Origin of the sequence: Nocardia violaceofusca NBRC 14427 (assembly GCF_963869435.1) — a bacterium.
GTDB lineage: Bacteria > Actinomycetota > Actinomycetes > Mycobacteriales > Mycobacteriaceae > Nocardia > Nocardia aobensis.
Genome location: NZ_CAWMPM010000025.1, coordinates 1 through 15,132, shown reverse-complemented (window position 1 = coordinate 15,132; position 15,132 = coordinate 1). Strand labels below are relative to the sequence as shown.

Annotated in this window: 13 protein-coding genes; 2 read left to right on the top strand and 11 right to left on the bottom strand. The window is 67.9% G+C overall.

Annotated elements, in window-relative coordinates; genetic code table 11:
• Position 1: 1 nt before the first annotated feature.
• From AC5592_RS20625 to mca, 9 genes are all read right to left on the bottom strand, one after another.
• Complete coding sequence (locus tag AC5592_RS20625) at positions 2–763, bottom strand: GvpL/GvpF family gas vesicle protein (RefSeq protein WP_051024974.1); 762 nt, start codon at positions 761–763, stop codon at positions 2–4.
• Entirely contained in the window at positions 763–1,182 is a 420-nt protein-coding gene (gene gvpJ / locus AC5592_RS20620; RefSeq protein ID WP_036505066.1) for a gas vesicle protein GvpJ, read from the bottom strand. Before gvpJ ends, AC5592_RS20625 begins: the two co-directional genes overlap by 1 nt.
• Entirely contained in the window at positions 1,179–2,276 is a 1,098-nt protein-coding gene (locus AC5592_RS20615; protein WP_063065241.1) for an SRPBCC family protein, read from the bottom strand. The genes gvpJ and AC5592_RS20615 overlap by 4 nt, the downstream gene beginning before the upstream one ends.
• Before the next feature lie 5 nt (positions 2,277–2,281).
• A complete protein-coding gene (locus AC5592_RS20610; RefSeq protein ID WP_036505069.1) occupies positions 2,282–2,929 on the bottom strand; it encodes a hypothetical protein in 648 nt (215 codons plus the stop codon).
• Positions 2,930–3,100: 171 nt separating this feature from the next.
• The gene (locus AC5592_RS20605) at positions 3,101–3,625 is read right to left on the bottom strand and encodes a hypothetical protein (RefSeq protein WP_198163898.1); all 525 of its coding nucleotides are present in this window, start codon (positions 3,623–3,625) and stop codon (positions 3,101–3,103) included.
• A gap of 119 nt (positions 3,626–3,744) precedes the next feature.
• The gene (locus AC5592_RS20600) at positions 3,745–4,656 is read right to left on the bottom strand and encodes an alpha/beta hydrolase (RefSeq protein ID WP_063820416.1); all 912 of its coding nucleotides are present in this window, start codon (positions 4,654–4,656) and stop codon (positions 3,745–3,747) included.
• Positions 4,657–4,765: 109 nt separating this feature from the next.
• Entirely contained in the window at positions 4,766–10,219 is a 5,454-nt protein-coding gene (locus AC5592_RS20595) for an ATP-binding protein (protein WP_063065173.1), read from the bottom strand.
• A gap of 323 nt (positions 10,220–10,542) precedes the next feature.
• Positions 10,543–10,911 (bottom strand): hypothetical protein, encoded by a 369-nt coding sequence (locus AC5592_RS20590; protein ID WP_063065172.1) that lies wholly within the window; start codon positions 10,909–10,911, stop codon positions 10,543–10,545.
• On the bottom strand, positions 10,908–11,840 hold the full coding sequence (gene mca / locus AC5592_RS20585) for a mycothiol conjugate amidase Mca (RefSeq protein WP_063065240.1): 933 nt from the start codon (positions 11,838–11,840) through the stop codon (positions 10,908–10,910). The genes AC5592_RS20590 and mca overlap by 4 nt, the downstream gene beginning before the upstream one ends.
• A gap of 184 nt (positions 11,841–12,024) precedes the next feature.
• On the opposite strand from mca, the gene AC5592_RS20580 reads away from it, so the two are divergent.
• Together AC5592_RS20580 and greA are read left to right on the top strand one after the other, a co-directional pair.
• Complete coding sequence (locus tag AC5592_RS20580) at positions 12,025–12,522, top strand: DUF4307 domain-containing protein (protein WP_036505077.1); 498 nt, start codon at positions 12,025–12,027, stop codon at positions 12,520–12,522.
• Between the two features lie 276 nt (positions 12,523–12,798).
• Entirely contained in the window at positions 12,799–13,293 is a 495-nt protein-coding gene (gene greA / locus AC5592_RS20575) for a transcription elongation factor GreA (protein WP_030518168.1), read from the top strand.
• A 187-nt stretch (positions 13,294–13,480) separates the two neighbouring features.
• Here the strand turns inward: greA and AC5592_RS20570 are convergent, their stop codons facing one another.
• Together AC5592_RS20570 and AC5592_RS20565 are read right to left on the bottom strand one after the other, a co-directional pair.
• Positions 13,481–14,629: a cystathionine gamma-synthase gene (locus AC5592_RS20570; RefSeq protein ID WP_063065171.1), complete on the bottom strand. Its 1,149-nt coding sequence runs from the start codon at positions 14,627–14,629 to the stop codon at positions 13,481–13,483.
• Positions 14,630–14,732: 103 nt separating this feature from the next.
• Positions 14,733–15,132, bottom strand: a 400-nt coding sequence (locus tag AC5592_RS20565) for a transglycosylase SLT domain-containing protein (RefSeq protein WP_157122073.1), incomplete at its 5' end; no start/stop codon positions are given.

Below are 15,132 nucleotides of genomic sequence, written 5' to 3'. Positions count from 1 at the left end.
CTCACCCCTCCGGTGCCCGCTTCGTCACGAAGTCGTAGGCCGCCATCGGTCCGAGCAGACTCAACTCGACCCGGCCGTCCCATTCCGACATGAGCCGGCGCAGCAACTCCTCCAGTTCGTCCTGCCGGGCCGTTTCGACCAATGCCGCTACGTGAACGGCATCCTCTTCGTGGGTGGGGTCGCGCAGATTGACCATCGCGTCGAGTTTCTCGAGTTCGGAAGCCACCTTGCGGGTGTCCTCGGCACGCTTCGTCTCGATGGCCTGATTGATCATCTCGCCCAGCATGATTCGCTCGTTGCGGGTCGCGTCCTCCGATTTCCCGCGGATCTCGTCTCGCAGGCGGGCGGCGTCGGCATTCTCGTCGAGCAGTTCGCGCAGAATCGCATCCTCGACATAACGCCCTCTGATGACGAACTGCACCCGTCCCTCGAGTTCCACCAGTGCCGCGTGGAATTCGTCCTCGTTCGCCTCGAGCAGTTCATTTTCCACCGCATCGGCATCGGTCATGACCGCGCCGAACCGCAGCGGCAGCACGGGAGCCACCGCCGCGGACCCGTCGAGAAGTTTCTCGTGGGCGGTGAGGTCCTGGGGTGTGCCCAGGGGGCGATCGGAGGCGAGCGGACTGACCAGCGCGGCGATGTCGCCGTGCCGCACGACCGTGACTTCACCCGGTGGATCGCCGACTCCGGTGGCGTGCGGCTGCGGCTCCACGTCGGCGGGCACGATGCCGTAGACGTATACGGCTGTTGTCTCGGCGGCCATCACCGCTCCTCCCGCTTGGAGGGCCGGTGCACCGTCTGCCGCTTCTCCTGCACATCGCCGAGGAAGTCCGCGACCTTCTTGCCCGCCGCGTCGAGTGCGCCCTTCGTCTTGTGCTCGGCCGCGCCTTCGGTGACCTCGCCGACGATGTCGGTGATCCCCTTCGGCTCACTGGTCGAGATCTCGAGCCGGTTCACCGCTTCGGCGAATCGCAGATATGTGTCGACACTGGCGACCACGACGCGCGCGTCGATGGTCACCAATTCGATGCCCACCAGCGACACCCGGGCGAACGCGTCGATCACCAGGCCTTTGTCGAGGATGGTGTCGATTACATCGGCCAGGCTGGACGAGTTCGGCCGGGCCATGGTGCCGGCTCCGCCTCCGCCTCCGCCGCCGCCTCCCGCGGGTTCGATCGTCATCTTCTTGCTCCTCCGCTCACACGTGGGCGGCGAGTGACCGAGCTCTTGCGGGCGGCCGTTCGGCGGCGAGGCGGCTCCGGTTCTTCCTCCTCGTCGGAATCGCGCTGATCCTCGTCCTGCTCGTCGTCCTCGTCTTCCTCGTCTTCTTCTGCCTCATCCGGTTCTTCGTCGTCGAACGCTTCCTCGTCGGCGTTGTCCTCGTCGTGCTCTTCCTCGTCGGTGTCTTCCTCGTCGTGGTCTTCCTCCGCGGCGTTCTCTTCCTCTTCGCGCTGTCGCGCCGTCTCGTCGTCCTCCACGACCTTGCCGTCGCGGATTTCGCCGTGCCAGCCGACGATGTCGTCACCGTGCAGGACCGCATCGGTCATGACATGGCGCTGAAAGTGCTTGAGCTCCAACCGGCATCGGCGACCGGCGGCACGCCATATATTGGCGGTCTTCTCGAACACGCCCTGCGGGTGATACTCGAGCACCACCAGAATCCGCGTGAGGTTCGGGGTGAGCTCGTAGAAGCCGACAGCTCCGTCGATATAGCCCTTGGCGCCCTTGGAACGCCACACGATTCGCTCGAACGGAATCTGCTCGATGATCGTCGACTCCCACGTTCGCCTCGACCAGAACACCTTGCCGGTCCAGCTGAGTTTCTCGTCGGAGACCTGCTCGACCTGCTCGAGCTTCTTGGTGAATTTCGGGAAGTCGGCGAATTGCGTCCACTGGTCGTAGGCCAGATCGATCGGCACACCGACATCGATCTCCTCGACGATATTGGTCAGCTTGAGCTTCTTTCCCCCGCCGCCTTTGCCACCACCCCCGGTCAGCGAATTCTTGATCGATTCGAACGTCTGCCCGGCCGAGTGCTTGAGTTTGCTCATACCTCCGCTCATGACGGCCTGCAGTGGGGAACCGCCGCCGGCCAGCTTGTCGACGCCGGTCACCGCCGCGATCAGATTTCCTTCGCCACCCGCGTAGTCGTTCAACCGGCCGGCGGTCTTCGAGACCCGGTTCGAGAGCCCTTGCACCGCGCGTTCGGCCAGCGTCCCCGCGAGGTTCTGCACCGACTGTTGGAGCGGGCCGGCCGCCTGAGCCGTTTTCGCCATCGCACTCACCTCCTCGTGCGGCGCACGGGCGGTTCGTCGGAATCGGAACCGCTACGGCGTCGGCTGACCGAAACAGGTTTGCGTTCCGCGGATTTGCGAGCCGTAGTCCCGGAGGTGGATTTGCGAGCCGTAGTCCCGGAGGTCGTCTTCCGCGCGCGTTTGGATGCGGGCTTGCGTGCCCGCGGGGCGGCCGGCTTCCGGTCTTCCTCCTCCTCTTCGCCGGAATCGACGTCCTCGAGATCGTCGTCGGAAGACGCCGCGCCCGCGCTCCGGACGTCCTCGTCCTCGTCCTCGTCCTCCGGCTCCGCGTCCGATGCTCGGTCGCTGTCCTTGCCCGCCAACAAGTCGCCGGTCAGTAGGGACGAGCCCTGCTGCAGCCTGGTGTTGAGCGAGTCGAGCTGGTTGCTCGCGGCAGTCACCGCGGCGGATCGTGCCGCGCCCAGCAATTCGTCGCGCACGGTATCGGTGAGTTGGGTCAGGTCCGCCGACGATTTGAGCAGCGAGGTCCCCCGCTCCAGCAACTCACCGGGAATATCCGACGAACGTTTCGCCATCATCGCCCCCGCCACCCCCAGCGCGAACCGCATCTTGCGTGTTCGGCCCAGCAAATAACCTATGCCCACCCCTACAGCAATGCTTGTGCCACCTTTCATGGCCTTCTCCTCGTTTGCTCGACACGCCTGCACGGCCGCACTGCCGCGGGATGGGTCGAGCGATGAGACCCCGATGTTTGGAGTAAGCCACGTCACAGATGGCCTTATATCAGCGTATACCCAGCTATCCCCGCTGTCGGCCATTAGCCGGAGGGACTTCCGGCATATCGATCAGTGCAGTCGACGGGTACGCCGACGTGGGCGCAGCACTCGCACCGCCCGCCGCCAACCGCGCGGTGTAACGACGAATCGCACCGGCCCGTCGAATCGGTCCGTCGGGTCGAACCCGGACGCAGGGGTACGGGCACGGCGGGCGGCCTCGTAGCGAGCCAGCCCCTCCTGGAACGCGACCGGGTCACCGCCGACGTCGGGGTGCTGGGTGCGCACGAACCGGCGGTAGGCCGCGCGGTCGGCGGCCGACCATCCGGCGCGCGCCGTCGGCGTCCGCGCCTCCCGGATCGGTTCGGGATCTCTGCTCGCCATCCCCTCCAGTATCACCACATCCATCGCGCCGAAACCGTGACCGTACGCACTGTCCGAAATGGGTACTCGGTGGCAATGGACGACAGCGCGCAGATTCGACCGGTACCGATGCGGCGGCGGCCCTGGTTCGCGGATCTGGAAGAAGCCGAACGACGTGGCGCCCACGGTAATGCCGGGCTCGGCTATTTCGACTGCGATTGCGAGATCTGCCACCGGCGGTTCCGGCCGGCTGCGGTCTGAAATCCATTGAGCGGGTTGCGGGTTCGAGTCCCACCCAGATGATCATCAGCCGGTAGCCCGCCGTTGACCGACCCGGGCGGGACCCCTGCGGTTCAGGCGCCTATCCCCCCGGCCAGCACGGGCCAGGAATCGTGGAGATCGGCCTCGAACAGTCCCCAGGTGTGGGAACCTTCGGGCCGGTCCACGTACACCGCCGGAACGCCGAGTTGTCCGAGCCGCCCGGCGAACGCACCGGTGCACGCACTCGCGACAGCCTCCACCGGTGGGAACGGCAACCCTCGGTCGATACCGCCCGGGATGCCGGACGCCGCCGACAGGTAGATGGCCTTCCCGGCCAGCGCACCGGCCCGCGCGAACGCGTCGTGCGCGGGCCATGCCTCGGTGCCCGGCAGGCCCCACATATTGCCCGGATTACCGCCGCCCCGCACCACCTGCGCACTCACCATCGCTACCCCGGCCGGATCGTTCGACCACGGACACCCGCTGTAGGAGGCCACCGCGCCGAAGCGCTCCGGCGCCTGGATGGCGAGGTCCACGGCCGACGCCGCGCTCATCGACACCCCGGCGATCGCATTGCGGCCGGTGGTACCCAGCTGCGCGTCGACGACGTCGGGCAGTTCCCGGGTGAGGTAGCTCTGCCAGCGGTTGCGTCCCATCACCGGATCGTCGGCGATCCAGTCGGTGTACATACTGTTGGGTCCGCCGACCGGCATCACGACATTGACGTGCTTGTCGGCGAAGAACGCCCGCACATCGGTGTCGTCCCACCAGGAGATGTTGTCGACACCGCCGCCGATGCCGGTGAGCAGATACAGCGTGGGCGCCGGTCCGCCGCCGGCCGCGCGGATCACCCGATTCGTGATCACCCGGTCCATCGATGGCGAATACACGTCCATCTCGACCGCCGCCGGACCCAGCGGATGTTCGTCCACCACATGCGCCGCCGGGGCCGCCGCGGCCGAACTCGCCGCGAGAGCACCCCCGGCGACGACCGCACACACCATTGCGAGAACTCGCGTGATTACCGTCACGACAAGGGACTACCCCATCATGATCATCGCTAATGCGGCCGAACCCGTGACCGGCCGTGTTCGGCCGGTCACGGGCAGGGAATCAGCCGAGACGCGCCTCGATCGCCTCGATGATGCGCGGCCGCAGCTCCCGGGCGCTGATCACCGCGTCCACCGAGCCGACCTCGACGGCGCGGTGGATGTTGTGCACCCGGTCGAACTCGGCGGCGACCTCACCCAGCTTCTCGGCGCGCACCTGCGAGCGGACCTCGTCGAGTTCGGCGGACAGCTCCGCACGCTCGGTACCCGACGCGTTCGCGACCCGCGACTCCAGTTCACGCACCCGCGAATCCGAGGCGGTGCGGGTGTTGACGTCCCCGGCGAACACCACGGCCGCCGCCGGAGCGCCACCGAGCACCGAGGCGAACGAACCCTCCAGCGCGAGCACGGTCATATTCGGGTTCAGCGCCTTCGAGAACACCACGAACGCACCGCCGTGGTAGCGCGAGATCACGCAGAACACGATGGGCCCGCGGAAGTTCACGATCGCGCGGCCGATTTCGGCACCGTATTCGAGCTGCAACTTGCGCATCGACTCCGGCGAGCCGTCGAAGCCGGACAGATTCGCCAGCACCACCAGCGGACGGTTGCCGCTGGCCGCGTTGATCGCGCGAGCCGCCTTCTTCGACGACCGCGGGAACAGGGTGCCCGCGGTGTAGGTGTCGGGTCCGTCGGTGGACGGGAAACCGCGCCGCGGCACACCCCGCGATTCGATACCCAGCAGGCAGACCGGAATTCCGCCCAGATGCGCGTCCTGGACGACGGCGGTCTCCGCGTCGGCCATACCCGCCCAGCGCTCCAGCACGGCGTGGTCCTGATCGGCCAGCGCCCGCATCACGGTGCGAATATCGAAGGGCTTCTTGCGATCCGGGTTCGCGGTCGCGGAGAAGATCTCGCCGACGGTCGTGAAATCGCTGTCGGGCACGGTGTGCGGGAAGGTGCACACATCGCGGTCGATCGGGTCGGTGGTCTGCGCGCGGCGCGGGCCCTGCTCCCCGGGGGCGATGTAGGTGTGGTCGTAGTGCGACATCAGCACATCGCGAGCCCCGGCCAGATTCGGCGCCCAGTACTGCGCCTGACCGTTCGGCCCCATCACGCGGTCGTAGCCGCCGATGCCGAAGTTGTCCTCGGCCGACACACCACCGGAGAAGTCCAGCGCCTGCTTACCGGTCAGCACCATCGCCGAATCCGGCGTCATCACCAGAATGCCCTTGGTGTGCATGAGCATCGTCGCCTCGGCGTTCCAGTACGGCTGCGCGCCGACGTTGATGCCGGAGACCACGATGTTGATCTCGCCGCCGTCCTGGGTGAATTCGACGATGCGCTTGAGCGCCGCCGCCACCCAGTCCATGTTCTCCGTACCGGACTTCATCGAGATCCGGGCGCCGGAGGACAGCGCGTACCACTCCAGCGGCACCTGCATCTGCTCGGCCAGATCCAGCGCCGCGATCACCCGGCGGCATTCCGGCTCCGACAGCGCGCCCAGCGACTTGGTCGGATCGCCGAGCAGCACCACGCGGGTGATGCCATCGGGATGCCGGTCGGTCGGCGTGGTCACCACACCGGCGACCATCGCGGCGGTGTTGCGGCCCTTGGGCCGGTCGACCGGGACGAGGGCGTGCTCGGCGTCGAGGTCGTATTCGGCGAAAGTGCCGAGCAGACTTGTCAATTCGTACGGGTACACGGTGCCGCGACTGGCCGCCCGCAGCACCTTCTGGCGGTACTCGTCGAGCGGTTCGACCGGATCGTCGGTGCGCTCGCCGACGGTGACCTCGGTGCCGCCGGTGGCATCGAACCGGATGCGCACGACGATCTTGACCAGCTCACCGGTCTGCGCGTCGGGCTGACGGGCGATGAGCAGGATCTCCTCCAGCCCGGCGCCCGCGGTGGCCGGTTCCACGCGACCGACGATGGTGTCCAGTTCGGCCCGGGACACATCCAGCGGCGGCCAGATGTAGAGCACGATCCGGTTGGTGTGGAAGCGCTTGGCCGAGGGCCGCCGCGACTGTGCCCGGCGGATCGAGTCGACGCAGGTCGCGACCGTGCTCTCGGCGGTCGGCAGCGACAGCAGCCGGCCCTCGTGATCGCGCAGCGCGGTCAGGTCGCGGACCTGCGCGAAAGCGACCAGCCGCTCGTCGGCGGGGTTCTCCTTCGCGACACCCCGGAACAGGTAGACCTCCTCGTCGGAGGACGGCAGCCGGGTGAGATCGAATTTGCGCAGGCGGCGCATCTGCATCCGCTCGGCGATATAGGGGTGCAGACCGCGGATGAGCCGCTCCTCGGCCAGACCGGTCGCCGACGGGCGGAAGGTGAAGTGGTGGTGCATCACCGCGCCGTTGCTGCCCGCGACGGTGGCCGTGATCCGATTCACCTGGTTGGGCAGCGACCGGGCGCCGAGCACTTCCTGCAGGGCGGCGGCCATCGCGTCGAAGTCCTCCGGCTGGTTCTCCCAGCCGAGGTAGATGTCGGCCTCGATGGACGCGGCGCCACCGGCCAGTTCGGTGAGCCCGCTCAGCACCGTGTCGAGCGCGTCGAAACTGACGGCCGCAGAGACCAGATTCACACCGCGGCGTTCGGCGACCACGAAGGTGCAGCCGTCCACGTTCTGGGTGCGAACGTCGGTCAGGCCCTTGTTGCCGTAGTACCGCCGGGTCAGCACCTCGAGCATGACGGTGTTGTCCGGGTTGCCCCGCACCAGCCGCTGGGCCAGCAATCGCACCAGCGGTTCGGTGCTGCGCACCATTTCGGCGATGCGATCGGCGCGGTCCGCGGCATCCGGATGCGCGTCCAGATGGCTCAGATGCTTACGGACCGTGGTGTAGACGCGGGCGCGGTTGCGGCGCAGCAGCGGCTGGCCGTACCAGGCGTAGACCACGCCACGGGTGATGTCGGCGATCACCGGGAAGCGCACCTGGGTGGCGGCCACCAGCCGCTCCAGCGCCAGGCCCACCGGCTCCCGCAGCACCCGATCCGGCACCGGCTCGCCCAGCCATTCGCGCAGCAGCGTGGTGACGACGGTGACCGTGTCGGACGGGCGCTGCTGGGCGAGGAAGATCCGGAAGACCGCGGCCTCGAGGTCCGGGGTGCGTTCCAGGTCGGCGACGCCGTAGTGCGCCAGCGCCTTCGACAGCTTGGCCCGGTAGGACTCCGGCAGTCCGGCACGCTCGACGTCGAGGCTCTGCAGATAGGTGTGGAAGTACTCGCGGGCGCTGTGGACGTGGCCGTGGCCGGCGTCCTCACCCCAGAACTGGCTCAGCTCGGCGAGATCGGTGAAGACCTCGATCAGGTCCAGTTCCTCGGCGAGCGGGCGGCGGTTGTCCGCGATCGCGGCGCGGCGCGCGGCCATGTAGTCCGCCAGGACACGTCCGCCGTCGTGCGGGTCGACGTCGAAACCGAGCAGCAGCCCGCGCAGATCCTCCTGGCCGCGAACCGTGCGCTCCTGCGCCAGCACCTCGGTGGGCGCGGCGGGCAGATCCAGCTCGACCGATTCGACCGCGGCGGACTCGTCGGCCTGCTCGTCGTCGGCGATCGGTTCCAGCCGCAGCAGCGGCGCACCGGCCTCGACCTGCGAGCCGACCGAGACGCTGCATTCCTTGAGGCGCGCCTTGAACGGCGAGCGCAGCACGGTCTCCATCTTCATGGACTCGAGGACCAGGACGGGCGCACCCGCCTCGACCTCGTCGCCGACCTCGAGCGGCTTGGCGACGACCAGCGCGGGCGCCGGCGAGCGCACCACACCGCCCTCGTCACGGCTCACCCGATGCGTCACGCCGTCGACATCCACCACGTGGGTGGGGCCGTGCGTGCCGGTGACCAGCCGATACCGGGTGCCGTTGACCACGATCTGACCGGTGTGCCGGTCGAAGCGCTCCAGATCGACATCCGCGGTGACGACCTCACCGGCCGCCTCGATGCCGATCCGGAATCGGTGCGCACCGACCCGCGCGACCCGCAGGCGGTAGCTCGCGCCACGCAGCTTCAGATCCAGCGGACGGCCGCTCTCGTGCTGCACCTGCGGGCGGCCACCGGCGGCGGTGGACAGCAGCCGATGCCGCTCGGCCCGCTCCTCTTCCTCGTAGGCGTCGATGGCCGCGGCGGCCAGCGCGACCGCGGTGTGCCGCTGGGCCACCAGCCGGCCCTCGCCGCGCACGCGATCGATCCAGCCGGTGTCGGCGCTGGCGTCGATGACCTCGGGCTGGTCGAGCAGGTCCAGGACGAAACTCTTGTTGGTCGCGCCGCCCTCGATGATCACGCGGGTCTCGCCGACCGCACGGCGCAGCCGGCCCAGGGCCTCCTCGCGATCGCGGCCGTAGGCGATGATCTTGGCGATCATCGAGTCGAAGTCGGCGGGGATGGTGTCGCCCTCGCTGACACCGGTGTCGACGCGGATACCCGGTCCGGCCGGCAGATCGAGCAGGGCGATGCGGCCCGGCGCCGGAGCGAAGTCGCGGTCGGGATCCTCGGCGTTGAGGCGGGCCTCGATGGCGTGCCCGCGTTCGGCCGGCGGCTCACCCTCGAGCCGTCCGCCGGAGGCGACGTGCAACTGGGCACGGACCAGGTCGAACCCGGTGGTGTACTCGGTGATCGGGTGCTCGACCTGCAGGCGGGTGTTGACCTCCAGGAAGGCGAACAGCTCGTCGCCGGGGTGGTAGAGGAATTCGACGGTCGCCGCGCCGCGGTAACCGACCGCCACCGCGAGCCGCTCGGCCGAGGCCTTCAGATCGGCGACCTGCTCGGGCCGCAGCACCGGCGAGGCGGACTCCTCGATGACCTTCTGATTGCGCCGCTGCACCGAGCAGTCGCGCACGCCCAGCGCCCACGCGGTGCCCTGCCCGTCGGCGATCACCTGAACCTCGACGTGGCGAGCGCCGGTGACCAGCCGCTCCAGGAAGACGACACCGCTACCGAAGGCGCGGGCCGCTTCCTGGCTGGTGCGCTCGTAGGCGTCGACGAGTTCGGCTTCGTTGGTGATGACGCGGATACCGCGACCGCCACCACCGGCGGTCGCCTTCAGCATGAGCGGATAACCGATGTCACCGGCGGCCGCGACGGCGGCGTCCAGCGTCTCGACCGCACCGCGGCTCCAGGGCGCCACCGGCACCCCGACCTCCTCGGCGATCAGCTTCGCGCCGATCTTGTCGCCGAGTTTGCGCATGGCATCCGGGCTCGGACCGATGAACGTGATACCGATCTGCTCGCACAGTTCCGCGAAGGCGGGATCCTCGGCGACGAAACCCCAGCCGACCCAGGCAGCGTCGGCCTTGGTCGTCACCAGCGCCTTTTCCAGCGCCTTCAGATCCAGGTAGGGGCGGGCGGAGGCCGGTCCGAGGTCGTAGGCGATATCGGCCTCGCGCACGAACGTCGCGTTCCGGTCGACATCGGTGTACAGAGCGACGGTTTCGATCTGTCGCGCGGTCGCCGCGGCCAAATCTCGGACGGCGTGGATGAGGCGCATTGCGGCCTCACCCCGGTTCACGATGGCGATGCGGCTGAACACTCGCCGACTCCTTTCCACAGCGTAGGCCCGGTGCATGGGCAGAATTCGAGGTATCGCGGCTCCGCGTAGTGTGCACCTTTATTCCACGAATGTGTACGCCGTGCAGGGTTACCCGCACGTATCGTGTGGGATCCCATAGGAGTGGTCCGGCCGATTCCCGCCGAAGCGCGGTAACGAGACATGCGCGACAGATGGCCGGATCGTATGACCCGGACAACATCGAAGCAGATCAGAGCATCAATCGCAGGCGCGGCCCGAAGCCGTCGCCGCGCCCGGATTGCGATTGGGCGGCGAATCGGCGACGGCGCGGCGAATCAGCGGATTCAGGAAGCCTTACCGGAAGCCGGCGGCGGGGTGGACGGTCCCGAATCGCCGCGGCCTGATCCGTCGGCGGCGCCGTCGCGCGACTGCCGCGGCGCATCGCCGTCGCCCGCATTCTCACCTTCTCCGGCGACACCGTGTTCGGTGCCCTCGTCGGCCTCCTGGTCCGGTTCCGGATGTTCGCGGGAGAAATCGGCGGGCAGCCGCTTGATGTGCTTGTTCATCGAGCGGATCAACAGCACCGTGCCGGCCAGCAGCACGAGGATGATCACCAGACCCAGCGGCGAGGCCTTGCCGAATTCCGGACCGGTCGGGTTCGTGGTGGTGTTCTGAGCCAGCAGCGCGGTCTGCGCGAACAACGTCGACATCATCGAACCGTGCCCTCGACCGCCCGACCGGCGGCCATATCGTCGGCGGCCACATCTTCCGCGTCCGCATCGTCGGCGTCCCGGATTCCGGCGAACAGGTCGGTCTCCGGGATCGCGGTGCGCACCCGGGTCCTCGCCAGTTCGAATTCCTCCGTCGGCCACAACCGCTGCTGCATCTCCAGCGGGATGGCGAAGAACATGCCGTTGGGGTCGATCTGCGTGGCGTGGGCGCGCAGGGCCTCGTCACGCTGCGGGAAGTATTTGCCGCAGTCGATCTGGGTGGTGACCCGCGACATCACATCGCCGTGCTCCTGAGCGGCCTTGCGGATGCGTTCCATCCAGTCACGCATCGGGAACGGCTCATCGATCCGGTCGTACTCGTCGGCGAAGGTTTCGAGGCGCTGCAGGCTGAAGCCGTGGTTGTAGTAGAGCTTCAGCGGCGTCCACGGTTCACCCGCGTCGGGAAAGCGCTCGGGGTCGCCGGCCGCTTCGAAGGCCGCCATCGACACCTTGTGGCACATGATGTGATCCGGATGCGGATAGCCACCGTTCTCGTCGTAGGTGGTCATCACATGCGGCCGGAATTCGCGCACCACCCGCACCAGGGCCTCGGTGGCCTCCTCGAGCGGCACCAGCGCGAAGCTGCCCTCGGGCACCGGCGGCAGCGGATCTCCTTCGGGCAGACCGGAATCCACGAATCCGAGCCAGCGGTGCTGCACGCCCAGCGCCTTCGCCGCGGCCGCCATCTCCTCGCGGCGGACGTCGTCGATGCGGTCGAGAATGCCCGGCACATCCATCGCCGGGTTGAGGATGGAGCCGCGCTCACCACCGGTCAGGCTCACGACCAGCACGTCGTCACCCTCCGCGGCGTATTTCGCGGTGGTGGCGGCGCCCTTGCTCGACTCGTCGTCGGGGTGGGCGTGCACCGCCATGAGGCGCAGCGGCCGATCGAAGCTGCCGCTCACTTCTCGTTCACCTCGTTGCTCACCGTTTCACCTCATAGCCGTCCGCCGTGCCCGAGCGGCACGCGGGTGTCCGAACTGCATTCCCTATAGTTCCATCCGACGGTCTTTTGTTCCGACCTACCCCCTGATCGACCACGGGAGCAACCACATCATGAGCGAGGCGGCACCGCAGTCCGACCGGACCGATCCGGACGGGCGCACCGCCGACGCCGCCACCGGGGCGACGGGAGCGGGCAGCGATCGGGTGTCGAATCGTTACGGAACCGGTCCCGCGCGCAACCGCCGCTGGGTTCCGATCGCACTCGGCATCGTGGTGGTGATACTCGGGCTGATCGTCGCCTATGTGGGTTATCGGCAGTACGGCCCCAAGGATATCGAGCCCGACCAACTCGGCTACGACGTCGTCGACGATTCCACACTCACCGTGCACTTCAAGCTGACCCGCAAGAACCCGGAGCAGCCGGTGGTGTGCCTGGTCCGGGGCATGGACACCGCGGGCAGTGAGATCGGCCGCCGCGAGGTGCTGATCCCGGGCTCGGACAGCGGAACCGTCGAACTCACCACCACGGTGCGGACCACCGCCCGGCCCGCCAACGGCAATATCTACGGGTGCAGCGATCAGGTACCGGCCTATCTGAAGGCCGGCTGACACCCCCACATTCAAGCCTTCTACCTGCACATATCCAATTCGTGCTAGAATGGCGCGAACACGGTTCCGAACGCTCGGAGCCGTGTTTGCTGCATTGACGGCCAGCGCTGCCGGGTCCCGGGCACACAATGCCCGCGACACCGTCGGGGTTCGAGGAACATCCCCCCGGATCGCTCTAGCCGTCGACTGTTGCTGTGCGCGGACACCTGCTCGCGCACGTGCGACGGGTATCACGGACCCCGGCACGCCGGGAACAACTACTAGGGAGTGATCGAGATGACTGAGACGCAAGTGACCTGGCTCACACCGGAGTCGCATGAGAGGCTCAAGAGCGAACTCGACGCGCTCATTGCCAACCGTCCGGTCATCGCGGCCGAGATCAACGAACGCCGCGAAGAAGGCGACCTCAAGGAGAACGGCGGCTACCACGCCGCGCGCGAGGAGCAGGGTCAGCAGGAGGCCCGCATCCGTCAGCTGCAGGAGCTGCTGAACAACGCCAAGGTCGGCGTCGCGCCGACCAAATCCGGTGTGGCGCTGCCCGGCTCGGTGGTCAAGGTCTACTACGACGGCGACGAGACCGATACCGAAACCTTCCTGATCGCGACCCGCGAAGAGGGCCTGGGCCGGTCGGACCTGGAGACCTACTCGCCGAGCTCCCCGCTCGGCGGCGCCCTGATCGACGCGAAGGTCGGCGAGACGCGCGAATACCGCCTGCCCAACGGCAACATGATGAAGGTGACCCTGGTCAGCGCGGAGCCGTACCACAGCTGACGCGGGAAGGTGTCGTCGATGGACGCGAGCAGCAGCGGTGAGACCGCCGCGGTTGCGCTGCGCGCGCTCCTCGGCAGATCGGGCCGGGTGGGCAGCAGCCCGGCCGAACACCTGACATAGCTCCACCGTCACGAACGGCCGCACCGAATTCGGTGCGGCCGTTCGTGTTTCAGCTGGTTCCGCCGGGTCAGCCCAGCGCCCGCTCCACGTCGGCGAGCAGATCGCCGATGTCCTCGATACCGACCGACAGCCGCACGAGATCCGCGGGCACCTCCAGTTCCGAGCCCTCGGTCGAGGCATGGGTCATCGCACCGGGATGTTCGATCAGCGATTCCACTCCACCGAGCGATTCGGCGAGCGTGAAGATCTTCGTCCGCGCGCAGAAATCGAGCGCGGCCTGCTTACCGCCGCGCAGCCGGACCGAGATCATGCCGCCGAAACGGCGCATCTGCTTCTGCGCCACGGGATTTCCGGGGTGTTCCGGCAGACCGGGATAGATCACCTGGGAAATGGCCGAGTGGTCGGCGAGGAATGCGGCGAGGGTCTCGGCGTTGTCGCAATGCCGATCCATCCGCAGCGCGAGGGTTTTGATGCCGCGCATGGTGAGGAAGGCGTCGGTGGGTCCGGGGACCGCGCCGGCGCCGTTCTGCAGGAAGGCGAAGGCCGCGTCGAGTTCGGCGTCGTCGGTGATCAGCGCGCCGCCGACCACGTCCGAGTGACCGCCCAGATATTTGGTGGTCGAATGCAGCACGATATCGGCGCCGAGCAGCAGCGGCTGCTGCAGGTACGGGGAGGCGAAGGTGTTGTCCACCACCAGTTTCGCGCCGCCGCCGTGCGCGACGTCGGCCAGCGCCGCGATATCGCCGACGTTCAGCAGCGGATTGGTCGGCGTCTCCAGCCACACCAGTTTGGTGTTGGGACGCAAGACGTTCGCGACCGCGTCCGGGTCCGACACCGGGGCCACCGAGTATTCGATTCCCCACTGCGTGAACACCTTGTCGATGAGCCGGAACGTCCCGCCGTAGGCGTCGTTCGGAATCACCAGGTGATCACCCGGGCGCAGCGTCGCCCGCAGCACACAGTCGGTGGCCGCCATCCCCGAGGAGAATGCCCGCCCGTAACTCCCGGATTCCAGCGCGGCCAGATTCGCTTCCAGCGCGGCGCGGGTCGGGTTACCGGTGCGGGCGTACTCGTAGCCGCCACGCATCCCGCCCACGCCGTCCTGGGCGAAGGTCGAACTCGCGTAGATCGGCACGTTCACCGCACCGGTCTGCGGGTCGGAATCGAACCCGGCGTGCACGGCTCGTGTGGAGAACCCCAGCTGATCGTCGGTCATGCGGACCAGCCTAGATCCGTGCCGTCGCGGCGCTCGAGCCGGGAACCCCCGGCCGTGGATCGATGTGAGCGGGGTCATGCCCGCGCGGAACGATCATCCCGGTTCAGTACGCGGAGTTGACGTTGTCCATCGAACCGTAGCGGTGCGCTGCGTAGTTGCAGGCGGCCACGATGTTGGCAACCGGATCCCAGATGTCCCATGAGGTGCCGTCGACGTGGTAGGCCGCGAAGGTCGGGTCGATGACCTGCAGCAGGCCCTTGGACGGGATGCCCATGGCGGCATTCGAGTCGTACAGGTTGATGGCCTGGGTGTTACCCGAGGACTCCCGCATGACGTTGCGGTAGATGCCGTCGTAGCTGCCCGGGATGCCGTGCGCGGCCATGATGTCGAGAGCGTTGTGGATCCACCCGTCCAGGTTGTCCGGGTAGACCGGCGCCGGCGGGGGCGGCGGGGGCAGCACCGGCGCGGGCGCCGGAGCGGGAGCCGGCATCGGTGCCGGGATG

Bases quoted from the DNA above. Each gene is read 5' to 3' on its own strand.
- AC5592_RS20625 (WP_051024974.1), bottom strand. From the start codon at position 763: ATGGCCGCCGAGACAACAGCCGTATACGTCTACGGCATCGTGCCCGCC.
- gvpJ (WP_036505066.1), bottom strand. From the start codon at position 1,182: ATGACGATCGAACCCGCGGGAGGCGGCGGCGGAGGCGGAGGCGGAGCC.
- AC5592_RS20615 (WP_063065241.1), bottom strand. From the start codon at position 2,276: ATGGCGAAAACGGCTCAGGCGGCCGGCCCGCTCCAACAGTCGGTGCAG.
- AC5592_RS20610 (WP_036505069.1), bottom strand. From the start codon at position 2,929: ATGAAAGGTGGCACAAGCATTGCTGTAGGGGTGGGCATAGGTTATTTG.
- AC5592_RS20600 (WP_063820416.1), bottom strand. From the start codon at position 4,656: ATGGTGTGTGCGGTCGTCGCCGGGGGTGCTCTCGCGGCGAGTTCGGCC.
- AC5592_RS20590 (WP_063065172.1), bottom strand. From the start codon at position 10,911: ATGATGTCGACGTTGTTCGCGCAGACCGCGCTGCTGGCTCAGAACACC.
- mca (WP_063065240.1), bottom strand. From the start codon at position 11,840: ATGGCGGTGCACGCCCACCCCGACGACGAGTCGAGCAAGGGCGCCGCC.
- AC5592_RS20580 (WP_036505077.1), top strand. From the start codon at position 12,025: ATGAGCGAGGCGGCACCGCAGTCCGACCGGACCGATCCGGACGGGCGC.
- greA (WP_030518168.1), top strand. From the start codon at position 12,799: ATGACTGAGACGCAAGTGACCTGGCTCACACCGGAGTCGCATGAGAGG.
- AC5592_RS20570 (WP_063065171.1), bottom strand. From the start codon at position 14,629: ATGACCGACGATCAGCTGGGGTTCTCCACACGAGCCGTGCACGCCGGG.